The sequence below is a fragment of the Aeromonas sp. QDB63 genome (genome assembly GCF_027707425.1).
GTDB lineage: Bacteria > Pseudomonadota > Gammaproteobacteria > Enterobacterales > Aeromonadaceae > Aeromonas > Aeromonas caviae.
The window spans coordinates 19,186-41,326 of the sequence record NZ_JAPCIS010000036.1; the positions used below are offsets into that span (position 1 = coordinate 19,186).

20 protein-coding genes are annotated in these 22,141 nt (G+C 58.7%); 11 read left to right on the plus strand and 9 right to left on the minus strand.

Going from position 1 to position 22,141, the window contains the following annotated elements; translation table 11 throughout:
• Positions 1-42 precede the first annotated feature (42 nt).
• From PG879_RS17585 to PG879_RS17595, 3 genes are all read right to left on the minus strand, one after another.
• Positions 43-387: a DUF2799 domain-containing protein gene (locus tag PG879_RS17585; protein ID WP_080989975.1), complete on the minus strand. Its 345-nt coding sequence runs from the start codon at positions 385-387 to the stop codon at positions 43-45.
• 162 nt (positions 388-549) lie between these two features.
• A complete protein-coding gene (locus PG879_RS17590; protein WP_010672437.1) occupies positions 550-672 on the minus strand; it encodes a hypothetical protein in 123 nt (40 codons plus the stop codon).
• Positions 673-933: 261 nt separating this feature from the next.
• Positions 934-1,956, minus strand: a complete 1,023-nt coding sequence (locus PG879_RS17595; RefSeq protein ID WP_041212112.1) for a LacI family DNA-binding transcriptional regulator — start codon at positions 1,954-1,956, stop codon at positions 934-936.
• Positions 1,957-2,208: 252 nt separating this feature from the next.
• On the opposite strand from PG879_RS17595, the gene PG879_RS17600 reads away from it, so the two are divergent.
• The 4 genes from PG879_RS17600 (at position 2,209) to PG879_RS17615 (ending at position 5,515) form a co-directional block, all read left to right on the plus strand.
• Positions 2,209-2,652: a PTS sugar transporter subunit IIA gene (locus PG879_RS17600; RefSeq protein WP_005307534.1), complete on the plus strand. Its 444-nt coding sequence runs from the start codon at positions 2,209-2,211 to the stop codon at positions 2,650-2,652.
• Positions 2,653-2,684: 32 nt separating this feature from the next.
• The gene (locus PG879_RS17605; RefSeq protein WP_026142047.1) at positions 2,685-2,972 is read left to right on the plus strand and encodes a PTS sugar transporter subunit IIB; all 288 of its coding nucleotides are present in this window, start codon (positions 2,685-2,687) and stop codon (positions 2,970-2,972) included.
• Positions 2,973-3,032: 60 nt separating this feature from the next.
• The gene (locus PG879_RS17610; protein ID WP_011704190.1) at positions 3,033-4,289 is read left to right on the plus strand and encodes a PTS ascorbate transporter subunit IIC; all 1,257 of its coding nucleotides are present in this window, start codon (positions 3,033-3,035) and stop codon (positions 4,287-4,289) included.
• Positions 4,290-4,504: 215 nt separating this feature from the next.
• Entirely contained in the window at positions 4,505-5,515 is a 1,011-nt protein-coding gene (locus tag PG879_RS17615; RefSeq protein ID WP_333563504.1) for a glycosyltransferase family 9 protein, read from the plus strand.
• Positions 5,516-5,819: 304 nt separating this feature from the next.
• On the opposite strand, the gene PG879_RS17620 is transcribed toward PG879_RS17615, so the two are convergent.
• The 4 genes from PG879_RS17620 to rfaD all read right to left on the minus strand — a co-directional run bounded on the left by PG879_RS17620 (position 5,820) and on the right by rfaD (position 10,900).
• Positions 5,820-6,749: a glycosyltransferase family 2 protein gene (locus PG879_RS17620; protein WP_270830518.1), complete on the minus strand. Its 930-nt coding sequence runs from the start codon at positions 6,747-6,749 to the stop codon at positions 5,820-5,822.
• An 84-nt stretch (positions 6,750-6,833) separates the two neighbouring features.
• The gene (locus tag PG879_RS17625; protein ID WP_231959404.1) at positions 6,834-8,147 is read right to left on the minus strand and encodes an O-antigen ligase family protein; all 1,314 of its coding nucleotides are present in this window, start codon (positions 8,145-8,147) and stop codon (positions 6,834-6,836) included.
• Entirely contained in the window at positions 8,131-9,891 is a 1,761-nt protein-coding gene (locus tag PG879_RS17630) for a polysaccharide deacetylase family protein (RefSeq protein WP_042014709.1), read from the minus strand. The genes PG879_RS17625 and PG879_RS17630 overlap by 17 nt, the downstream gene beginning before the upstream one ends.
• A gap of 49 nt (positions 9,892-9,940) precedes the next feature.
• The gene (gene rfaD / locus PG879_RS17635; RefSeq protein ID WP_039041134.1) at positions 9,941-10,900 is read right to left on the minus strand and encodes an ADP-glyceromanno-heptose 6-epimerase; all 960 of its coding nucleotides are present in this window, start codon (positions 10,898-10,900) and stop codon (positions 9,941-9,943) included.
• Positions 10,901-11,054: 154 nt separating this feature from the next.
• Here rfaD and PG879_RS17640 point away from each other — a divergent pair, with 154 nt between their 5' ends.
• The 5 genes from PG879_RS17640 to PG879_RS17660 all read left to right on the plus strand — a co-directional run bounded on the left by PG879_RS17640 (position 11,055) and on the right by PG879_RS17660 (position 17,248).
• Entirely contained in the window at positions 11,055-11,699 is a 645-nt protein-coding gene (locus PG879_RS17640) for a TetR/AcrR family transcriptional regulator (RefSeq protein ID WP_010672429.1), read from the plus strand.
• A gap of 183 nt (positions 11,700-11,882) precedes the next feature.
• Positions 11,883-13,073, plus strand: coding sequence for a glycine C-acetyltransferase (locus PG879_RS17645; protein WP_052815560.1), 1,191 nt, complete (start codon positions 11,883-11,885; stop codon positions 13,071-13,073).
• A gap of 89 nt (positions 13,074-13,162) precedes the next feature.
• Complete coding sequence (tdh, locus tag PG879_RS17650; protein ID WP_010672427.1) at positions 13,163-14,188, plus strand: L-threonine 3-dehydrogenase; 1,026 nt, start codon at positions 13,163-13,165, stop codon at positions 14,186-14,188.
• Positions 14,189-14,407: 219 nt separating this feature from the next.
• Entirely contained in the window at positions 14,408-14,860 is a 453-nt protein-coding gene (locus tag PG879_RS17655; RefSeq protein ID WP_039041132.1) for a c-type cytochrome, read from the plus strand.
• Between the two features lie 84 nt (positions 14,861-14,944).
• Positions 14,945-17,248 (plus strand): putative bifunctional diguanylate cyclase/phosphodiesterase, encoded by a 2,304-nt coding sequence (locus tag PG879_RS17660; RefSeq protein ID WP_050498260.1) that lies wholly within the window; start codon positions 14,945-14,947, stop codon positions 17,246-17,248.
• Here the strand turns inward: PG879_RS17660 and rep are convergent.
• Positions 17,235-19,247: a DNA helicase Rep gene (gene rep, locus PG879_RS17665; protein ID WP_270830519.1), complete on the minus strand. Its 2,013-nt coding sequence runs from the start codon at positions 19,245-19,247 to the stop codon at positions 17,235-17,237. The two genes, PG879_RS17660 and rep, sit on opposite strands and share 14 nt — an antisense overlap.
• Before the next feature lie 152 nt (positions 19,248-19,399).
• Between rep and PG879_RS17670 the strand changes: the two genes are divergently transcribed.
• Entirely contained in the window at positions 19,400-20,620 is a 1,221-nt protein-coding gene (locus PG879_RS17670) for a cysteine desulfurase (protein ID WP_270830520.1), read from the plus strand.
• A gap of 12 nt (positions 20,621-20,632) precedes the next feature.
• Positions 20,633-21,067, plus strand: a complete 435-nt coding sequence (locus PG879_RS17675) for a SufE family protein (protein WP_270830521.1) — start codon at positions 20,633-20,635, stop codon at positions 21,065-21,067.
• A 21-nt stretch (positions 21,068-21,088) separates the two neighbouring features.
• On the opposite strand, the gene tcdA is transcribed toward PG879_RS17675, so the two are convergent.
• Positions 21,089-21,925: a tRNA cyclic N6-threonylcarbamoyladenosine(37) synthase TcdA gene (gene tcdA / locus PG879_RS17680; protein ID WP_029313443.1), complete on the minus strand. Its 837-nt coding sequence runs from the start codon at positions 21,923-21,925 to the stop codon at positions 21,089-21,091.
• Between the last annotated feature and the right edge of the window lie 216 nt (positions 21,926-22,141).

The window sequence follows — 22,141 nt, forward strand, 5'->3', positions numbered from 1 at the left end:
AAGAGGTTCACGCAATATTTCAGAAGAGAGAGGAAGGCTGATTTATTGATCAGTCCAGCCATGGCGACCCTGTTCAAACAGGCGACGGGCCTGCACGTCGTTGGGACAGACGCCGCGATACTCCTCTCCCGACCGTCCTGCCAGATAGAGATGCTCGGGTCGGCAATACCAGGCCAGCCCCTTCTGGCGACCCAGCTCCCAAAGGGCAAGGTCCACTTTTTCCCCGCACTGGGTCTGGTGAAAAGCCACCCGATCGCCAGCAAAACCGAGCTTGCCGTCCGCCTCTCCCACGTCGCTCCACACCTTCTCGCAAGGGTCGTCGGAGTTGGAAACACAGCCCCCGAGCAGGGCGGCACAAAACATGATGACGAGTGAGCGCATATTCATCCTTGGCGTCGTTGGAATCGTTGTTGAGCCGCTGCCTGCCTCGTACAGCGTCATTTGAGCAGTTCATTCTAACCAGCCCGCCCCGTTCTCACCAAGGGCTGCCCCCCTCGCCACACAAAAAATCGGGCGGGCACCAGGCCCGCCCTCAGGCGTTACAGGGAGTCACTGATCGTCGAGAGGGTCATAGTCCTGCCAGCTCTCGTCATCCAGCTCCTCCAGCTCGTCTTCCCAGGATTCCGGCTCCCAGTCATCATCGAGATCGAAATCAGGCGTCTGCGTACCCATGCTCATTCTCCTTGGATAGTGCACCGGCCTACAAAGTCTATCCAGAATAATGGGGCTCGCCAGTGGTTCCGATCAGAGCTTTACCTGGGTGCAGCCACCTGGAGTCATGGCTCCGGTGGCATCCACGCTCTGTGTCAACCTGGTGACAGACCGGGCGAACACGTCGGCTGGCAGTTCCCGCGCAGGGCGACGGGGCACCGACTTGGTCTTCGGTCACAACGCCTTGAACATGCTTGCCTCGACCTGTCGTGGCATCGCTCGTCAGGTGCTCTGGCGCTTTTGCAATTGAAAATCCAGGGCGAGGCTCATGCCGGCCACCTCCTCGCCCGCCAGCTGGCGCAGGATCAGCTCCGCCGCCTCCCTGCCCATCTGGTGATAGGGGATCCTGACCGAAGTCAGCGCAGGATGACAGGCGCGCGCCACATCCAGATCGTCGAAACCGGCGATGGCGAGCTTGCCCGGCACGCTCAGATGGCGGCGCTGGCATTCGAACAGCACCCCGGCCGCCAGCTCGTCGTTGACGCAGATCAGCGCATCCAGTTCGGGCCAGCGCAGCAGAAACTCCCCCAGCATGGCCGCCCCCGTGCTAAAACTCGGCAGCTCAGAGGTATTGATGATGGCGTCCGGGGAGAGGTAGTTGTCCAGCAGCGCCTTCTGCCAGCCCTGCATGCGCTGCTGCAGCATCCACTGCTCCTGGCGGGCACAGAGAAAGCCGATGTTGCGATGACCGCGCTCGATGAGGTGGCGGGTCAGCTGATAACCGGCATCGAAGTTGGAGACCCCGACGTTCATGTCGATGGGATGGCGCGCCATGGCTCCCACCTCCACCACCGGCAAGCGGGCCGCCTGCAGGCGCTGCCGGATGACCTCCCCGGGATCCCCCCCAAACAACACCACGGCGGCCGGATTGTGCTGCAGGAAATTGCTGAGCAGGCTGGCCTCCTGCTGCTTCAGGTGCTGGGCATCCCCCAGCATGATCTGGTAGCCCTCGGCGAGCAGGGTCTGCTGCAGCCCGGCAATCATGTCACCGCAGGCGCGCTCCGCCAGGCTGGGGACGATGACCACTATGGTCTGGGAAGTGGCGGAAGCCAGCGCCCCCGCCGCCCGATTGGGGATATAGCCGAGTTCATCCACCGCCGCCTCGATGCGCTCTCGCATCTTGTCTGACACCAGCTCGGGGGTGCGCAGGGCGCGCGACACCGTCATGGCTCCCACGCCAGCCAACTGAGCCACGTCGTTGAGGGTCACCCGACCCGTGCTGCGGCGTTTTTTCGCTTCTGACATCCTTTCCCTTCCTCGGCATACGGGCATTCACTTTAAGGCAAAAGCGGGGCACTGACTATTTGCTCAAACCGGATTTTACCTTCTTTGAGGCCGATAAGGGGCAGGATGAATCCCTTCTGTGAGAGAAATGATAGCGCTATCACAGATCAATGTTAGCGCTATCTGGTAGCGCTAACTTTCGGGATCAAGCTCACAGTTATCAAAGGGCAAGATCGCTAGATTGGCGCCATCCTATCCAGCCCGGACACTGCCATGCTGACCCAATTGCTGACCGAGGAGGTCATTTCCATCGAAGCGGGCGCCCGCGACTGGCGCCACGCCATCGAGCTGGCCACCGCCCCCCTGCTGGCCAACGGCACCATAGAGCCCTCCTATGTGGCGGCGCTCTATCGCTCCCACGAGGAGCTCGGCCCCTACTACGTGCTGGGACCGGGCCTGGCCATGCCCCACGCCCGCCCGGAAGACGGCGTCAACCGGTTGGGACTGGCGCTGACCGTGCTGAAGGAGGGGGTCAACTTCGGCTCCGAGGGCAACGACCCGGTGCGGCTGCTGGTCACCCTGGCTGCCAGCGACAGCAACTCCCACGTGGAGACCATCGCCCAGCTGGCCGAGCTGTTCATGAATGAAGAAGACGTGGCGGCCATCATGGCGGCCACCAGCAAAGACGACATCTTGCGCATCCTGGCGCGTTATTGAGTGGCGCCCTGCGCCCGACAGAGGAAGAGAGCATGAAAATTCTGGTTGTATGCGGACACGGCCTGGGCACCAGCCTGATGATGGAGATGAGCATCAAGAGCATTCTCAAGGAGCTGGCCGTGACGGCCGAGGTGGATCACCGGGATCTCGCCTCCGCCGGCAGCGAGCGCGCCGAGATCTTTGTCGCCACCCGCGACATCGCCGAACAGCTAGTCAGCATGGGGGTCGACGGCCGGCTGGTATCCCTGGACAACATGGTCGACAAGGCCGCCATGAAAGAAAAACTCGCCATCGCCCTGCGCGAGCTGGGCGCACTCTAACCCCTTTGCGACTGTCTGGGCGGCCGGTGAGCCGCCGCTTCCATCTGCTTGGAGCTGACCATGGAATTTTTCAATTTTCTGATGTTTGACGTGCTGTCGGAGCCGGCCGTGCTGGTTGGCCTCATCGCCCTCATCGGCCTGATCGCCCAGAAGAAACCGGTGACCGAGTGCATCAAGGGCACGGTCAAGACCATCATGGGCTTCGTCATCCTGGGGGCCGGCGCCACCCTGGTGGTGAACTCGCTGGGCGACTTCGCCACCATCTTCCAGCACGCCTTCGGCATCAAGGGGGTGGTCCCCAACAACGAGGCCATCGTCTCCATCGCCCAGCAGTCGTTCGGCAAAGAGATGGCGATGATCATGTTCTTCGCCATGCTGGTGAACATCCTGATCGCCCGGCTCACCCCGTGGAAGTTCATCTTCCTGACCGGTCACCACACCCTGTTCATGTCGATGATGGTGGCGGCCATCCTCTCCGCCGGCGGCATGAGCGGCATTCCGCTCATCGCGGTGGGCAGCCTGGTGGTCGGCGTGACCATGGTGCTGTTCCCGGCCCTCGCCCACCCTTACATGAAGCAGATCACCGGCTCCGACGATGTGGCACTCGGCCACTTCTCCACCTGCTCCTACGTGCTGGCCGGCTGGATCGGCGCCAAGTTCGGCAACAAGGCCCACAGCAGCGAAGAGGTGCAGGTGCCCAAGAGCCTGCTGTTCCTGCGCGATACCCCGGTGGCCATCTCCTTCACCATGGGCATCATCTTCCTCATCACCTCCGCCTTCGCCGGGCCCGAGTTCGTCGCCAGCGTCGCCAAGGGCAAGCACTGGTTCATGTTCTCCCTGATGCAGTCCATCACCTTCGCCGCCGGGGTCTACGTGATCCTGCAGGGGGTACGGATGGTCATCGCCGAAATCGTGCCGGCCTTCAAGGGGATCTCCGACAAGCTGGTGCCCAACGCCAAGCCGGCGCTGGACTGCCCCATCGTCTTCCCCTACGCCCCCAATGCGGTGCTGATCGGCTTCCTGTCGAGCTTCGCCGCCGGTCTGGTGGGCATGGTGCTGCTCTACCTGCTGGGGCTCACCGTCATCATTCCGGGCGTGGTGCCGCACTTCTTCGTCGGCGCGGCAGCCGGGGTGTTCGGCAATGCCACCGGCGGCCGTCGCGGCGCTCTACTAGGTGCCTTCGCCAACGGCCTGCTGATCACCTTCCTGCCGGTGTTCCTGCTGCCGGTACTGGGAGATCTGGGCTTTGCCAACACCACCTTCAGCGATGCCGACTTCGGTGTGGTGGGGATCCTGCTCGGCCTCATCGTACGCTGATCACTCTTGCTCATCGGGGGCATGGCCAGCGGTGCCATGCCCCCACTCATCTTCCCGCACTGCCAGCCGGGCCCCACCAGCCCGAACAACGTCGAAAATATGTGCAAACACAGTGCGTTGGATCGGATTTTCACCCCATAGCGGCAGCATCTGACAGGGGAGTGCGATATGCTGATGCGCTGACGTTCCACCCGACCTCGCTCGAGGCCCTTTCCATGAAATACTTGGTAGTACAAACCAAACAGATAGGAGATGTGCTGATCTCCACCGCACTGTGCAACAACCTCAAGCAGCACGACCCTGCCGGGGAAGTTCACTATCTGGTCATGGATTACTGCGCGGGCATGGCAGAGGGAAACCCCAACATCGATCGGTTGATCATCATCGAGAAGGCGCGCCGCAACGAGTGGCGCTACATGAAGGATTTGCTGCTGGGCATTCGCCGCGAACGCTACGATGTGGTGATCAACAGCCAGGGCCAGATGATAGGCCTGCTCACCTGCCTCTTCTCCGGCGCCCGCCTGCGGATCGGCTTCGACTCCTTCCCATGGCGCCTGGGCCACAACCGCATCGTGCGCTTTCGCCATGACACCGAGCATCAGGGTAACAGCACCCTGGTGGACGACCGATTTTCACTGCTCAAGCCCCTCGGCCTCGCCAGGGAGGATCGCAACTACTATCTCTGGCTCAGCGACGGGGAGAGACAACGGGGGCGCGAGACCCTGCTGGCCGCTGGCGTCGACCCGACCCGGCCACTCATCGCCATGGGAGTCAACTCACTCGGGCATTACAAGCGCTGGCCCATCGACTGCTTCGCCAAGGTCGCCCAGTGGCTCATCGAGGAGCACAATGCCCAGATCCTGGTCTATTGCGGACCGGGGGAAGAGGAGTACAACCGGGGGCTGAAGCCGTTACTGCCAGCAGCGCTGCAGGCCAGCGTGTTTGACCATGTTCAGACCCGCTCGGTACGGGAACTGGTGGGGCTCTTCGCCCATTGCCAGCTCTTCGTTGGCAACGACACAGGCCCACGGCATATGGCGCAGGCGCTGGATATCCCCCTGCTCACCATCGTCTCTCCCCTCGGACACTCCGCCATTGCCAATCCCGTCTCTCATCCCCGTTATCGCTTCGTCGACACGGGTCGTCAGGATCCGCAGCAGGAAATTTTGAATGTGCAGGAGATACTGGCCACATTCTGTGCTGAGCTAGGAATAATGAATAAATAATCGGCTACAGAGGTATGCCCCGCCAGTAACGCAATTTATGGTCTGACCTTTAATTCGTTACTGGTTATGGTCATTCCACCCGAAAACGGGCTTCACCACCACCGATATGATCGAATGACTCTCGTATTCGGAACTATAGATTGACGCTAGAAACTGCATTAAAGATAGTAGACTATATGTGATTATTATTTCGCAGTCTGTTAAAATAATTAAATTATATCTCAGCTGATTTTAATGCCACTTTCTATAATTTTTTTAAAAAAGCTATGCTTTAAGAAAAAAGTCTATCTAAACTCATCCATTGTTAAATGATATTAATTTTTAATCCTCGCTGCTTATGCCTTAAGGAATAAGACAGTGATGGTCTTATGATAATAGCAAAGAATAACTTAAATCTAGTCGGCTTTTTACATGATTTGATGAGTTCCTTGATAATAAATCTAAACTTAAGAGATTTTGCAGATAAAAAATTATAATTTTTATCAAAAAAATAAAATAAAGATCTGTAAAACTCTATTTCTATGTCTAGATTTCTATTCGTACTCCCACCACCATAATGAACTATCTTTGCATCAGGAACAAAGAATATATTCATTTTTTCTTTCTTCATTCTAATACAGATATCTTCTTCCTCACAGTAAAGGAAAAAATTAGGATCTAAACCTCCAACTTTAAAATAGTCGGATGCGCGAAAAAACATTGATGCTCCACTACCCATTTGGACCCTGAATGGTTTTTTATATTCCTTCTTCCTATCCATATACTCTGATGATTTTAACATTCGACATAATCCGTTGCCAAACCATTGATTACCTACTGATGGTAAATAGGCAAAGGATGGATGATATGTACCATCTTTATTATACTGAGATGGTATACACAGCGATACATCTGGATTATCCTCCATGAAGGAATGAAGTATATCAAGCGCGCCCTCATCCACTAGCGTATCATTGTTAAGAACAAATATGTACTCTCCTTTAGATTCTGATATTCCAAGTATGTTTCCAAGAGCAAATCCGAAATTAATATCATTATCTATAAAATGTATTTTATCATTATTTTTAATTTTCAAGTAATCAATAAATATGCCACGTTCATCCTCGCTCGAGTTATTATCAACCACTATTATTTCATAATCTTGAAATGAACCACGCAATATACTATCAATGCAATCCATTGTGTATTTAGACGAATTGTAATTTAAAATTACAATAGAAACAGAAACCCCCATTCTATACCCTCACTGTTAAAGATGACATTATTTATAATAACTAATCACACAAAAAAACAATACCCCCTGTTTATCGCTATCAATTCATTCTGTATCACTCTCCTTAAAAACTATAGATGCAGCTATAACCAGCGATGAGACAAAGAAAGTAATACCAGAATTGTGACCAAAAAATGCCTGACTGAGGCAGTAATCAATCGATGAAAAAACAGCCACAATAACCAACGCGGAACCACAATGCACATCATCATTATGGGGTCGGTGCAAACGACTTTTTACCAAGAATAGGGGGATCAACATCATCAATAGCAACGCACCAAGGCCAACAATGCCTCGTTTGGCCATTTCATCGAGAAACTGGTTATGGGCATGAGAATTGAAATCATAGATAAACTGGCTAATTTCTCCTCGTGCCAGCTGCGCTTTTTGTGACTGCCGAATCCCATGATTTCCCCAGCCAAATAGTGGCTTTTCGGTAAAGCTCTGCCAAGCACTCTGCCAAAGCTGAAGTCTGATCCCAAGCGAGGTGTTGAGGTTGGTTTTGTCGAGATATTGGCTGATATCATTCTGAGCCAGCTCTATCCGTGCTTCCACACCACTCTGCGGTTGGACAATCAAAAAACCACCGCATAACAGTCCACCTACAAGCATAACGAGGGTTGTCTTGCGATACAGGCACTCTTTAAACAGCACCGCAATAGTAAATAAAATAACAGGTAATAATACCCACCCCCCACGCGTTCCCGAGAGGAAACTGGCCCCCATCCCAGCACAACCTCCCAGCAGCATGAAAAAAGAGAAGGCCAATTTTCCCTTTTTTTGTGCCCAAAGAAGTCCACACAGGCAAAATAATCCTAACGACATGGCAATATTACCACTCTGTAGTGGCATCATATCGTTAAATGCCCGCTCATAGCCCAAAATAAATTTATCATGAATGGCTATGCCACATGCGAGGAGAGCACCGACACCACAACCGGAAAGCAGTATAGGAAGGCGCACAGGCACGCAAGCTAGTAAGGGCAATATGACAACAGCCATCAGCGCTCTACTTGCCCTGTCGATTTGGCTGATCTTGCCACCATCAAACCAAACGGAAATAACCATCACCAGAAAATAGAGCGACAAGCCAAGCCCGATAAACTTGAGTTCACGGGGTAATACCCAATTCAAGCGCCTCACAGCGAAGAAACACAGGCTTGCCAGCAACAACAAAGCTGGGCCATAGGAGTAACCACTGGGCACGGATAGTGCCAGAGCTCCAAATAAAAAAGCTGAGAGTTGAACTAGTAGCGGCAACGCTTGGTCATGGACCAGCCCAAATGCGCCCTGATTGGGCGGCGATTCTGTTTGCATCGGCATACGTTCCTCTACAACAACCTTATTTTCTGAAGACATAATTCCCCCTGATCTTGCGCCACAGACCGAACATGTCGGTGCGGGGGAAGATGGCGATCCGGCGGATCTGGAACGGATCCCGGTGCATGGCTCTGGGGCCGCTGTTGGTGGCCACAGCATAGCGATAACCGGCGGCAACGGCCTGGGCTTTTGCACTGTCGTTCAGATCCCCGTAAGGATAGGCAAACGAGATCAGGGGATGGCCGAGCAACTGCTCCAGCCAGGCCTTGTTGGCCTGGATCTGGTGGGCCTGCTCCTCTGGGGGGAGCGTGCTCAGGCGGGGGTGAGTCAGGGTATGGCCCCCGATCTCCACATGACCGGAGGCCACCAGCGCCTTGATTTCGTCCGGGGTCATCAGGGTCACCGGGGTATCGGGGTGAGTCGGGTGCTCCACATCCCAACGATTGTGATCCTCACCGGTCACCACATAGACCACCGCCTTGTAGCCATACTTTTCCAGTAGCGGCAGCATGCGGGTGAGGTTGTCCCGATAGCCGTCGTCCACGGTGATCATCAGGTACTTCTTGCCGTATTGCAGCCGGTGGATGAACCCGTTCTCCGCCAGGTCGGCAAATGTCAGCGTCTCGTAGCCCAGCCACTTCATCAGCTTGAGGTGCTTCTCGAACATGGCGACCGGGAGCCAGGTGCCATGCACTCCCTTTTCGCTCTCGTGCTCGATGAAGCGGTGATACATGATGACCGGCATCTCCCGGCGCAGGGTCTCGACCACGGCGTCCTGATAGACGGATTCCAGCCCGGTCACGACGCCTTGCAAATCATACTCTTGCAGGATCCGTTGGCGCACTGGGTCTGGCACCACCTTGGAGGCCAGCGCCGAAGGGATCTGCGCCTTCAGCCCGGCAAAGTCGATGGCCAGATCCCTGGGGCCGATGTCGCCGAAGTTGCTGGCGAGGGCCTCGTCCAGATTCTGCTCCGTCACCAGACCGATGGCCCTGGCTTCGCCGATGGCAAACGCCGGACGACCGCACAGCAGCGCCTCCATCGCCACCCGACCGGCACCGATCACCAGATCGCAGCCCGCCATCAGGGCGGGCACATCGTCCACATAGCCGACGAAGTCGACCTTGTCCTGAAAACGGGCAAAACGCGCCGGCACCTGGGTGCCGCTGACGACGCGCACCCGGCAGGCTTCCAGATCCAGCACCTCGTCCAGCAACCGGTAGCAGAGCTCCCCCTTGGGACCGCTCAGCCGACCAATGATGGCGATCACCGGTTTGTCGTTGTCCGGTATCGGCACGGGCTGGAACTTGTCGGTCTCGATGCCGTTGCGCAGCACCTGCACCATGGCCGGGTCCACCCCCAGGTTGTCGATGATCTGGCTGGCGATATCCTCGCACACCGCCACCGCCCGGTAGCCCAGCGCATGGAATGCCTTGCGGGAGGCGTGTACCGGCTGGCGCCCGTGCACCGTGGTGATCATGGGGGTGCCGGTCAGCTTGCAGGCGACGTAGCTGCTCCAGCCCGAGGCGCGCGAATGGGCGTGCACAAGCTGGATCCTGTGCTTGCGGATCAGATAGATGAGATAGAAGACGTGCCAGAAGCGGCGCAGGATGCTGCGCTTGTTGAAGCGCAACCGAAAGACCGGTCCCAGAGTCGGTTTGGTCAGGGTGTCAGAGACGTAGAAAACCTGGTGACCACGGCGGGTCAGCTCGTTGCCGACCGTGGTGGCATAGACCTCCGCGCCCGTCACTTCGAGCTGGGAGAGAGCCATCAATATGTTCATGCAAGCGCATCCGATCGACGGGTGGCCAGAGCCACCCGCCAGAGGGGGATCAAGCCCGGTTCAACCAGGCCATGTAATCGGCCACGCCTTCGGCCACAGTCTTGAACTCGCCGTCATAGCCGACGCCGCGCAACTTGGTGAGATCCGCCTGGGTGAAGCTCTGGTAGCGACCCTTGAGGTGATCCGGGAAGGGAATGTATTCGATGGCGCCTTTCTGGTGATGCCTGATCACGGCTTCCGCCACGTTCTGGAACGGCTCAGCCCGGCCGGTGCCGCAGTTGAAGATGCCGGAGTGCTGCGGATTCTGCCAGAACCAGAGGTTCACCTTGCAGACGTCGTCCACGTAGATGAAGTCGCGCATCTGGCCGCCATCCGGAAAGCCGTCACAGCCCTCGAACAGCTTGGGATTGTCACCCTGCTTCACCTGGGTATTGAGGTGGAAGGCCACGGACGCCATGGATCCCTTGTGCTGCTCGCGGGGACCATAGACGTTGAAGTACTTGAGACCCACCACCTGGGAGTTGATCTCCGGCATCCAGCGACGCACGTACTGATCGAACAGCTGCTTGGAGTAGCCGTAGACGTTGAGGGGCTGCTCGAACCTCGGGTCTTCGATGAAGTTGTCGTTGCGCCCACCATAGGTCGCGGCGGAAGAGGCATAGATGAAGGGGATTTCCCGCTCGATGCAGTAGTGGAACAGATCCTTGGAGTACTCGTAGTTGACCTCCATGATGAACTTGCCGTTCCACTCGGTGGTCGCGGAGCAGGCGCCTTCGTGGAAGATCACCTCGATGCCGTCATCCCACTCCTCGAATTCGTCACCGGAGACGATCCGCGCCTGGAACTCGTCCTTGTCCATGTAGTCGGCGATGGTGAGGTCGACCAGGTTGACGAACTTGGTGCCGTCGGTCAGGTCATCAATGACCACGATATCGGTCCGTCCTTGAGCGTTCAGCTGCTTGACCAGATTGCTGCCGATAAAGCCAGCACCGCCAGTTACTACGATCATGGAGTTTGCCTCGCGTACGTTGTGGCCCCGTGTGACTGCCTGTTAAAGCTGTGTATAGTGGGCCAATTTGAAATTGCCGAAAAGTTTATCACGGGCCGCAAGGGGATTCGACCTCGATGACTTTTCCCCTTCGGGCCCGGCAGAGGGACCAGCGATGAAGACCAGAGACAGGATCATCCACAGCGCCACCGAGCTGTTCAACGATCAGGGCGAGCGCAACATCACCACCAACCACATTGCCGCACACCTTGGCATCAGCCCGGGCAACCTTTACTACCACTTCAGAAACAAAGAAGACATCATCCACTCCATCTTCGATCAGTACGCCCGCCACCTGAGCGACAGCTTCACTCCGATCCGCAGCAGCGAGATCCGGCTGGAGGATCTGATGGGCTACCTGGATGCCATCTTCTATTTGATGTGGCAGTTCCGCTTCTTCTACGCGAACCTGCCGGACATCCTGAGTCGCGACGAGCTGCTGCAGCAGAAATACCTCAAGGCACAGGAGCAGCTCCGTGCCACCGTGGAGACGCTGCTCAGAAGCCTGCGCGAAGGCGGTATCATCGCCGTCAGCGATGAAGACCTGCCGGATCTCGGCCAGACCATCAAGATGGTCGTCACCTGCTGGATCCCGTTCCAGATCGCCCAGGCCCCGGCCACCCGCATCACCAAACCCCTGCTCTACCAGGGGGTCTTGCGGGTGCTGTTTTTGCTGCGCCCCTACGTGCAGCCACAGGTGGCCCCCCAGATACATCAACTGGAGCAACATTATCACCAACTGGCCCAACCAGCCGGGTGAGATCTGTTTCACAATTGTTGATTATCAGCATAAAAATTTGAATTTATACGCAGGGATTACAGTAAAATGTCGCCCATTCTAGGGTCTGTCGGCGTTTCGTCGCGACCGTGACGACGCCGAACCGTGCGGGTTGCACGGCCCGGGATCCTGATAACACAGTCGATACAGCAATGAGGACCGAGGATGTCTAACGGATTCTATCGTCACCTGACCGAACAGCTCGAACAGGTCAAGGCGGAAGGGCTATACAAGCAGGAGCGCATCATCACCTCGGCCCAGCAGGCCCAGATTGCGGTGGGTGGCGAGCAGGTACTGAACTTCTGTGCCAACAACTACCTGGGGTTGGCCAACCATCCCGACCTGATTGCCGCCGCCCATCAGGGGCTCGAGAGCCACGGCTTCGGCATGGCCTCCGTGCGCTTCATCTGCGGTACCCAGGACCAGCACAAGGAGCTGGAGCAGAAGCTGTCCGCCTTCCTCGGCACCGAAGACAGCATCCTCTACTCCTCCTGCTTCGACGCCAACGGCGGTCTGTTCGAGACCCTGTTCGGTGCCGAAGACGCCATCATCTCCGACGCCCTCAACCATGCCTCCATCATCGATGGGGTGCGGTTGTGCAAGGCCAGGCGCTATCGCTACGCCAACAACGACATGGCCGAACTGGAAGCCCAGCTCAAGCAGGCCGATGCCGACGGCGCCCGCTTCAAGCTGATCGCCACCGACGGCGTCTTCTCCATGGATGGCGTCATCGCCGACCTCAAATCCATCTGCGATCTGGCCGACAAGTACGATGCGCTGGTGATGGTGGATGACTCCCACGCCGTCGGCTTCATCGGTGAGAACGGCCGCGGCACCCACGAATACTGCGAGGTGATGGAACGGGTCGACATCATCACCGGTACCCTGGGCAAGGCGCTGGGTGGCGCGTCCGGTGGCTACACATCCGGTAAGAAAGAGGTGATCGACTGGTTGCGTCAGCGCTCCCGTCCCTACCTCTTCTCCAACTCCCTGGCACCCTCCATCGTTTCGGCCACCATCAAGGTGATCGACATGCTGGCCGAGGGTCACGACCTGCGTGCCCGCCTCAAGGAGAACAGTGCCTACTTCCGCGAGCGCATGAGCGCCGCCGGCTTTACCCTGGCCGGCGCCGATCACGCCATCATTCCGGTCATGCTGGGGGATGCCAAACTGGCCGCCGAGATGGCGAGCCGCATGCTGGACGCCGGTATCTACGTGGTGGGCTTCTCCTTCCCCGTGGTACCCAAGGGTCAGGCGCGCATCCGGACCCAGATGTCCGCCGCCCATACCCGGGAGCAACTGGACAAGGCGATCGATGCCTTCATTCGCATCGGTCGCGAGCTCGGTGTGATTTGATCACATGGCTGGCTGATTAAAACGGGGGCCAAGGTTGGGCCCCATTTTATTACCCTCTGTACCCGGCATGGCGCCGTGAGGAATCTGTCATGAAAGCACTCTCCAAACTCAAATCCGAAGTCGGCATCTGGATGACCGATGTCCCGGCTCCCGAGCTCGGCCACAACGATCTGCTCATCAAGATCCGCAAGACCGCCATCTGCGGCACCGACATGCACATCTACAACTGGGACGAGTGGGCCCAGAAGACCATTCCCGTCCCCATGGTGGTGGGGCATGAGTATGTGGGAGAGGTGGTCGCCGTCGGCCAGGAAGTGCGCGGCTTCGCCATCGGCGATCGCGTCTCCGGCGAAGGCCATATCACCTGCGGCCACTGCCGCAACTGCCGTGCCGGTCGCACCCACCTGTGCCGCAACACCATTGGTGTGGGTGTGAACCGCCCGGGTTCCTTCGCCGAATACCTGGTGATCCCGGCCTTCAACGCCTTCAAGCTGCCGGACAACATCCCCGATGAGCTGGCCGCCATCTTCGATCCGTTCGGCAATGCCGTGCACACCGCCCTCTCCTTCGACCTGGTGGGTGAAGACGTGCTCATCACCGGCGCAGGCCCCATCGGCATCATGGCCGCTGCCGTCTGCCGTCACGTTGGCGCCCGTCACGTGGTGATCACCGACGTCAACGAATACCGGCTGGAACTGGCCCGCAAGATGGGCGCCACCCGTGCCGTCAACGTGGCCAAGGAGAAGCTCTCCGATGTCATGGAAGATCTCGGCATGACCGAAGGGTTCGATGTGGGGCTGGAGATGTCCGGGGTGCCCAGCGCCTTCCAGGACATGATCGACAAGATGAACCACGGCGGCAAAATCGCCATGCTCGGCATTCCTCCCTCCACCATGGCCATCGACTGGGGCAAGGTGATCTTCAAGGGACTCTTCATCAAGGGGATCTACGGCCGCGAAATGTTCGAAACCTGGTACAAGATGGCAAGCCTCATCCAGTCTGGCCTGGATCTCAGCCCCATCATCACCCATCACTTCCACATCGACGACTTCCAGCAGGGCTTCGAAGCCATGGGCTCGGGCAAGTCCGGCAAGGTGATCCTGAACTGGGATTGACGACGCGCGAGGGGCGCCTGGGCAATCAGCGCGCCCTCTCTTGTTCAGCCTCACGAAACCCGGCGCATGCCGGGTTTTTTGATGTGGGATCACCCCTTCCCGCTCTACCACTTTGTTTGCAGATTGCTTAACACTTCACACACAAGCGTTTAAATGGCTGTAACTATTCGGTTATAATCCCGTCGTTTTCTGGGGATAATAAGAGCCTGCTGGGAGTACATGAGCGTGTTGAAAAAACTGAGCTATTTGCTGGCTGCCGGGATGGCGGCTGCCACTCTGTCCGGCGCCGTCCTTGCCGCCGATGACATGTCGACAGAGGCCATCGCCGAGCGTATTGCCCCGGTTGGCCAGGTTTATACCGCCAAGGATCTGGAAGGCATTGCGACCGCGGCGGCGGCGCCTGCAGCAGCCTCCTCCGGCCCACGTGACGGCGAGACCGTGTTCAAGGGTGCCTGCTTCGCCTGCCACGATACCGGTGCCGCCGGCGCCCCCAAGCGAGGTGACAAGGCCGCCTGGGAGCCACGCATCGCCCAGGGATTCGACACCTTGCGCAAACACGCCATCGAAGGCTTCACCGGCAAGGCTGGCATGATGCCACCGCGGGGGACCTGCGCCACCTGCAGTGACGAAGAGATCGAGAACGCCATTCACTACATGATCGACAAGCTCTAAGTAATTGAAAGGGCTCCTCTTGAAGCCCTTTCAATCCCATCACTTCCGACTACGCTTGAAGGTAAGTTTTTTCGGGAGTGTTGCATGTCAGTTCAGCCCACCACACCGCCAGACTCGCACTCCTTGCTGGCGGTCGTCTCCTCCATCATGGATTTTCCCGCCCCCGGCATTGCCTCCCCCGAGGATTACGCCCGACTGGTCGGTCTGCTGGACACACTCTGCCCTCTGCAACATTTCGCCATGCTGGGGTTGGCCGACGGGGGGCTGAACTGGCGCTACACCTATCAGCTTCCCGACGTGTTCAAGCAACAATTGGGACGGGAAGAACCTCGCCTCACCGAACAGCTCACCCGGCTCGATGAAGGTCAGGGCTGGTGCGTGCAGCCTGTGGAGCATATCGACGTGCAGTGGTTGCTGGCACGCAGCACCCCGGATCAGGCACCCACCCTGAGGTTGCTGTTGGAGTGCCTGGCCAAACGCCTGCACGAAACCCAGACCGGTACCCAGCTGGCGGGGCAGGCTTCCCCTCTCATGCAGCGGGATCCCCAGTGGCAGGAGAAAATCGAGAAGATCGGCCGAGTCATGCGCCTGGCTCACAACCTGCCTCAGCATGCCCTATTTGCCCAGTTGGAAGCTGTGTTGCGCCAGATGCTCTCGGTCAGCGACATGTTGCTGATCCGGCTGGAAAACCAGCGACTGGAGCGACTCTATCCACCACACCTGACATACGACGATGACATCATTCGGGCCATGTGCCACAGCACCAACAGCGTAGAGCGCCATGAAGAGGGACTTTACTGGTACAGCCTGCCCCTGCGTCAGCAGCAGCAATATTTTGCCCACCTCATCCTCAACATGACCCGGCCTCTGGAAACCGATGACAGGCTATTCCTCGATTTCCTGCGCCATCAGTTGACCCTGCTGCTGGAGCTCAAAAGGGTGCGACAGCAACTCGATGAGCTCAACTCGGAGGAGTCCATCAACCAGCGCCTCCAACAGCTGCGCCAAACCAACCTGAGGTTGCAGAAACGGCTCAAGCATCATCAGGAGCTGGAGCGGCGGCTCCAGTTCAATGCCCTGCACGACCCGCTGACCCAGTTGCCAAACCGGGCGCTGCTGATGAATCACCTGCATCATGCCATGACCCGCTACCGCCGTTACCAGACAGCCGGCTTCACCCTGATTTTCGTCGATGTGGATCACTTCAAGCAGGTCAATGACGCCTTGGGCCACAGTGCTGGCGATCAGTTGCTGCAAGAGCTGGGCAGCAGGCTGCAAGGCTGTATCCGGCAAAATGACATGGTGGCGAGGCTCGGAGGGGACGAATTCGTCATCTATCTGGACAACAGCCAGCGGGAAGAGGACATCAGCCCCGTGCTCAATCGCCTGATTGGCCGTATCGGCCATCCGTTCCGGCTCCAGGGCAACGAACTGACCATCACCGTCAGTCTGGGGGTCGCCAGCGTGACGGAGCAAACGGCCGATGTCAGTGAACTGCTGCACCAGGCAGACCTCGCCATGTACCAGGCCAAGCGCAACGGTCGCAGCCGCATCGTCATGTATTCGGAGGCCTGTACCGAACAGGCGGGGTCACCGGAAGAGCGGCTCTTCAGAGCCTTGCGGGAAGGGCGGATTGTGCCCTACTTCCAGCCGGTGATCAGGCTGTGTGACAGCCGCTTGGTCGGACTGGAGGTGATGGCGCGCTGGATAACGGAGGAAGGGGAGCTCAAGGATGCATTCGACTTCATTCCTCTGGCGGAACAGTGCGGCCTCATTCAGGATCTGGACCGCCAGATCCTCAAGCGCACCTGCCAGCAACTGAAGCTTTGGCAACCCGCCTCCGGGGTCGGTCGTTTCAGGATAGCCATCAACCTCTCCGGCAAGCACCTGGCCAGCCACGAGCAGATCATGCAACTGCTCACCATCATGGAGGAGGAGGGTGTCATCCCCGCATGTTTCATCTTTGAGTTCAACGAACGCGAGCTCTCCCGGCAGAGTGCCGACTCCCTCACAGCCTTGCATGAACTCAGGGCGAAAGGGATCCAGGTCAGCCTGGATGACTTCGGCACCGGCTTCTCTTCTCTCAACGCCCTGTTTCACTTCCCGGTGGATTACATCAAGGTGGACGACAGCTTCACCCATCGCATGTTGAACTCACCCAAGGATCTGGCGCTGATCCGCGCCATGCGGGACATCTGTCAGGACCTCGACTTCACCCTGGTGGTCGAGGGGATCGAAAATCAGCAACAGTTGCAAAAGCTCATCGAGCTTGGCTGCGCCCTCGGGCAGGGGCGCCACATCTCCCCCCCGCTACCGGGAGCCGATATTCCCCCCCTGCTGGGTCAGGCCGCCCGAGAGGCCAAGCCTTCCGGCCTCAATCCTTCTTGAACAGGGCCCGCAGGTTGGCGACACCAACCTGCCCCTTCTGCTGGCGCTCCTCTGCCGTCACCTTCTTCTGGTTTTCCCACTCCAGGTCATCCTGGGGCAGCTCCAGCAGGAAGCGGCTCGGCTCCGGCCGTACCGACTCGCCAAACTGGCGACGCTCCTTGCAGAGGGTAAAGGTCAGCTCGGTCTGGGCCCGGGTGATCCCCACGTAGGCGAGGCGCCGCTCCTCCTCCACGTTGTCCTCATCGATGCTGGTCTGGTGGGGCAGCAGCCCCTCCTCCATGCCCACCATGTAGACATAGGGAAACTCCAGCCCCTTGGAGGCGTGCAATGTCATCAGCTGCACCTGATCCGCCTCATCCTCCCCTTCGTTGCGCTCCATCATGTCCCGCAGGGTGAGGCGAGTCACCACCTGAGCAAGTGTCATCGACTCCTCCAGCTCATCCCCCTCCAGCATCTCGCTGATCCAGCGATAAAGGGTGGAGACGTTTTGCATCCGCATCTCGGCCGCCTTCGGGCTGGGGGAGGTCTCGTAGAGCCACTCCTCGTAGTGGATCTCCTTGATCATGTCCCGCACCGCCTCCACCGGGTTGCCGCGCAGGGCCTGATCACCGAGCCGTACCAGCCAGTTGGTGAAAGCCTGCAGCGCGGTGAGGCCACGACCGGAGAGGTGTTGCTCCAGCCCCAGCTCGAAGCTGGCTGCAAACAGGCTCTTGCCGCGCTGATTGGCGTACTGGCCCAGTTTCTCGAGGGTGGTGGGGCCGATTTCCCGGCGCGGCAGATTCACCACCCGCAGGAAGGCAGTGTCCTCGTCCGGGTTCACCAGCAACTTGAGGTAGGCCATGATGTCCTTGATCTCGGTGCGGGAGAAAAACGAGGTACCTCCCGAGATACGATAGGGGATGCGGTTGGTCATCAACGCCTTCTCGAAGATGCGCGACTGATGGTTGCCCCGGTAGAGGATGGCGTAATCCTTGAACCGGGTGCGGTTCATGAACTTGTGGCCCATCAGCTCGGCGGCGATACGCTCCGCCTCGTGCTCCTCATTCTTGGCAAACAGCACCTTGAGCTTCACCCCCTCGTCCAGCTCGGAGAAGAGCGCCTTGTCGTAGACGTGGGGGTTGTTGGCGATCAGGATGTTGGCGCACTTGAGGATGCGCCGCTTGGAGCGGTAGTTCTGCTCCAGCTTGATGAGCCGCAGATTGGGGAAATCTTCGTTCAGCAGCACCAGGTTCTGCGGCTTGGCCCCACGCCAGGAGTAGATGGACTGGTCGTCGTCCCCCACCACGGTAAAACGGGCCCGCTCGCCGACGATCTGCTTCACCAGCTCGTACTGGCTGGTGTTGGTGTCCTGGTATTCATCGACCAGCAGGTAGCGGATCTTGTTCTGCCAGCGCTCGCGCACCTCCTGATTGCTCTTGAGCAACAGGGTCGGCATTACGATGAGGTCGTCGAAATCCAGCGCGTTGTAGGCCACCATCTGGCGGTGGTAGCGCTCGTAGAGCTGGGCCATCAGCACCTCTTCAGGCCCGCGGGCGATGCGCATGGCCCGAGCCGGCAGGATGAGGTCGTTCTTCCAGTTTGAGATCTGGCTGATGAGGGCCGAGAGCTTGTCCTTGTCGTTGTCGAGCTCTGCCTCGGTCAGCTCTTTGAGCAGCGCCAGCTGATCGGTGTCGTCGAACAGGGAGAAGTTCGCCTTGAGGTTCAGGCTCTTGTGCTCGCGGCGAATGATCTCGAGCCCCAGGGTATGGAAAGTGGAGACCATCAGCCCCCGCGCCTCCTTGCGACCCAGGGTCTGGCCGACCCGCTCCTTCATCTCCCGCGCCGCCTTGTTGGTAAAAGTGACCGCCGCTATGTTGCGTGCGTTGTAGCCGCACTGCTGTACCAGATAGGCAATCTTGTTGGTGATGACGCGGGTCTTGCCCGATCCGGCACCCGCCAGCACCAGGCAAGGGCCGGAGACATACTTGACCGCTTCGTTCTGATTGGGGTTGAGCTTCATGGGCCGGATCTCTTGGCTTATGATGAGGGGCGGCATTGTAGCAGAGATCCCGCGGGCAGCCGAAACCGGGCACGGGATCCCGCCACTTCATCTTGTGTTTGCCCGCCATTTTCCGGATCATGACCGACTTTTCCAGACGAGATGAGGGGAGCATGAATCAGCAACAGCACGCCCGGCTGCGCGGCCAGTTTCCAGCCTTGGCGCAGGAGGTGAACGGCCACCCTCTGGTCTATCTGGACAACGCCGCCACCACCCAGAAACCGCAAGCCGTGCTGGATGCGATCAATCACTACTATCGGGCCGACAATGCCAACGTGCACCGCGCCGCCCATGCCCTGAGCGGCCGGGCCACACGCGCCTTCGAAGATGCCCGCGAGACGGTTGCCCGCTTTATCAATGCCCCTCGCAGCCACGAAGTGATATGGACCCGTGGCACCACGGAGGCGATCAATCTGGTGGCCCAGAGCTGGGGGATGAGCGAGCTGAAGGCGGGGGATGAAATCGTGCTCAGCACCCTGGAGCATCACGCCAATATCGTCCCCTGGCAGCTGGTCGCCCAGCGCACCGGCGCCGTCATCCGGGTCATCCCCCTCGATGAGCGGGGCGATCTCGATCTGGCCGCCTATCATGCCCTGCTGGGACCACGTACCCGGCTGGTGAGCGTGGCCCATGTCTCCAACGCCCTTGGCACCGTCAATCCAGTCAAAGAGATGGTGGCTGCGGCCAAGGCAGTCGGCGCTCTGACCCTGCTCGATGGCGCTCAGGCGGTGGCTCATCTCGAGGTGGATGTGCAGGCCATCGGTTGCGACTTCTACGCCTTCTCCGGTCACAAGCTCTATGGCCCGACCGGCATCGGTGTGTTGTGGGGCCGCACCGAACTACTGGAGCGGATGCCGCCCTGGCAAGCGGGAGGCGAGATGATCGACAGGGTCAGCTTTGCCGGTACCACCTTCAACACCCTGCCCTTCAAATTCGAGGCAGGCACCCCCCATATCGCCGGCGCCATCGGCCTGGCCGCAGCCATCGACTTTGTGATGAAGCAGGACAGGGACTCACTGGCCAGCCATGAAGCAGCGCTGACCGACTATCTGGTTGCCGGACTGCAACAGGTGCCAGGGCTGCGTCTGGTCGGCGAACCCGGCCAGCGCGCCGGCGCCGTCTCCTTCCTGCTGGAGGATATCCACCCGCAGGACGCCGCCACCCTGCTCGACATGCAGGGCATAGCCCTGCGGGTCGGCCATCACTGCGCCATGCCGCTGATGGAATCGCTCGGTGTCGGCGGCACGATGCGCGCCTCGCTGGCCTGCTATAACAATCGGGACGATGCCGACGCCCTGCTGGCCGCCCTGCACAAACTCAGTGACTTCTTCTAAGGCAGACACCCGATGAACAGCCTCGCAACCTACACCCGGATAGGCGTTGAGCCCGACGCAAATAGCATCCGCCAGCAGTTTGCGGCAGCAAACGGCTGGGAGAACCAGTACCGACTCATCATCCAGCTCGGCAAACAGCTGCCTGCACTGCCCGGCGAATGGCAGCAGGAGGCATTTCGCCTCAAGGGGTGTGAAAGCCAGGCCTGGTTGAAAGGGGAGAAAGGTGAGGATGGTAACTGGCACTTTGCTTGCGATTCCGATGCCCGCATCGTGCGCGGTCTTATCGTCATCGTGCTGGCGGCGTTCAATCATCAGACGGCCAACGCTATCCAGGCTTTTGATATGGATGCCTATTTCAGTGAATTGGGGCTCGAGAAACATCTGAGCCCGTCGCGAGGCAACGGGCTCAGGGCAATCGTGTTGGCAATCCGGCAGCAGGCTGCCTAACCCACCTTGTACTGTGGTCGATCAGGCTTCGCCAATCGACCCTGTGTCTTCATTTCCGGCCTCTTTCTCGGCGCGGGCTCCCCGCTCGGCGATCTTCTTCAATACCCGGGACGCGGCAACCAAGCCAAAAGTGGCCGTCACCGGCGTCACGGCACCGAAGCCGGAGGCGCAATCCATCTTCATATTGCCGTCGCTGGCCGCCTTGGCCTGGCAGGTGCCGCCATTGCCATCCGGATAACTCAGCTGCTCGGTTGAGAAGACACACTCCACCCCGAATTTGCGCGCCGGATTCTTGCTGAAGTTGTGCAGTCGGCGCAGGTCGGAGCGCACCTTGGCGGCCAGCGGATCCTGAATGGTCTTGGCCAAGTCGGCCACGGTGATCTGGGTCGGGTCCATCTGCCCGCCGGCACCGCCCGCCACTATCACCGGGATCTTGTTGCGCTTGCAGAAGGCAATCAGCGCCACCTTGGCCTTGACCGAGTCGATGGCATCTACCACATAGTCAAACTCCCGCTTGATATGCTCGCCCAGGTTGTCGGCGGTGACGAAGTCATCCACCTCGATCACCTCGCAATCCGGGTTGATGGCACGGATGCGCTCGGCCATCACCTCCGTCTTGAGACGGCCGACCGTGCCCTGCATGGCATGGATCTGGCGATTGGTGTTGGTGATGCAGATATCATCCATGTCGATCAGAGTGATCTGGTTGATGCCGGCCCGAGCCAGCGCCTCGGCCGCCCAGGAGCCGACGCCACCAATCCCTACCACACAGACTTTCGCCTGGCTGAAGGAGCCAAGGGCACGCTGGCCATAAAGACGGGCTATGCCCCCGAATCGCTGTAGATACTCTGCTTTCATACCACCACCTTGCTTGAGGGCGGCCATTATAGCGGCAACCTCTCTCAGGGGCGATGATCGGATGATGGCGGTGTTGATGTGAGGGGAAATGGGTGCTGTCTCGGGAACGAAAAAAAGCCCAGTCGTTAGACTGGGCTTTTTAAGTAGTGGCGGAGCGGACGGGACTCGAACCCGCGACCCCCGGCGTGACAGGCCGGTATTCTAACCGACTGAACT

What these genes read in the sequence shown, in the direction of transcription:
- PG879_RS17585 (WP_080989975.1), bottom strand. Translation starts at nt 387, where the DNA reads ATGAATATGCGCTCACTCGTCATCATGTTTTGTGCCGCCCTGCTCGGG.
- PG879_RS17590 (WP_010672437.1), bottom strand. Translation starts at nt 672, where the DNA reads ATGGGTACGCAGACGCCTGATTTCGATCTCGATGATGACTGGGAGCCG.
- PG879_RS17595 (WP_041212112.1), bottom strand. Translation starts at nt 1,956, where the DNA reads ATGTCAGAAGCGAAAAAACGCCGCAGCACGGGTCGGGTGACCCTCAAC.
- PG879_RS17600 (WP_005307534.1), top strand. Translation starts at nt 2,209, where the DNA reads ATGCTGACCCAATTGCTGACCGAGGAGGTCATTTCCATCGAAGCGGGC.
- PG879_RS17605 (WP_026142047.1), top strand. Translation starts at nt 2,685, where the DNA reads ATGAAAATTCTGGTTGTATGCGGACACGGCCTGGGCACCAGCCTGATG.
- PG879_RS17610 (WP_011704190.1), top strand. Translation starts at nt 3,033, where the DNA reads ATGGAATTTTTCAATTTTCTGATGTTTGACGTGCTGTCGGAGCCGGCC.
- PG879_RS17615 (WP_333563504.1), top strand. Translation starts at nt 4,505, where the DNA reads ATGAAATACTTGGTAGTACAAACCAAACAGATAGGAGATGTGCTGATC.
- PG879_RS17620 (WP_270830518.1), bottom strand. Translation starts at nt 6,749, where the DNA reads ATGGGGGTTTCTGTTTCTATTGTAATTTTAAATTACAATTCGTCTAAA.
- PG879_RS17625 (WP_231959404.1), bottom strand. Translation starts at nt 8,147, where the DNA reads ATGTCTTCAGAAAATAAGGTTGTTGTAGAGGAACGTATGCCGATGCAA.
- PG879_RS17630 (WP_042014709.1), bottom strand. Translation starts at nt 9,891, where the DNA reads ATGAACATATTGATGGCTCTCTCCCAGCTCGAAGTGACGGGCGCGGAG.
- rfaD (WP_039041134.1), bottom strand. Translation starts at nt 10,900, where the DNA reads ATGATCGTAGTAACTGGCGGTGCTGGCTTTATCGGCAGCAATCTGGTC.
- PG879_RS17640 (WP_010672429.1), top strand. Translation starts at nt 11,055, where the DNA reads ATGAAGACCAGAGACAGGATCATCCACAGCGCCACCGAGCTGTTCAAC.
- PG879_RS17645 (WP_052815560.1), top strand. Translation starts at nt 11,883, where the DNA reads ATGTCTAACGGATTCTATCGTCACCTGACCGAACAGCTCGAACAGGTC.
- tdh (WP_010672427.1), top strand. Translation starts at nt 13,163, where the DNA reads ATGAAAGCACTCTCCAAACTCAAATCCGAAGTCGGCATCTGGATGACC.
- PG879_RS17655 (WP_039041132.1), top strand. Translation starts at nt 14,408, where the DNA reads ATGAGCGTGTTGAAAAAACTGAGCTATTTGCTGGCTGCCGGGATGGCG.
- PG879_RS17660 (WP_050498260.1), top strand. Translation starts at nt 14,945, where the DNA reads ATGTCAGTTCAGCCCACCACACCGCCAGACTCGCACTCCTTGCTGGCG.
- rep (WP_270830519.1), bottom strand. Translation starts at nt 19,247, where the DNA reads ATGAAGCTCAACCCCAATCAGAACGAAGCGGTCAAGTATGTCTCCGGC.
- PG879_RS17670 (WP_270830520.1), top strand. Translation starts at nt 19,400, where the DNA reads ATGAATCAGCAACAGCACGCCCGGCTGCGCGGCCAGTTTCCAGCCTTG.
- PG879_RS17675 (WP_270830521.1), top strand. Translation starts at nt 20,633, where the DNA reads ATGAACAGCCTCGCAACCTACACCCGGATAGGCGTTGAGCCCGACGCA.
- tcdA (WP_029313443.1), bottom strand. Translation starts at nt 21,925, where the DNA reads ATGAAAGCAGAGTATCTACAGCGATTCGGGGGCATAGCCCGTCTTTAT.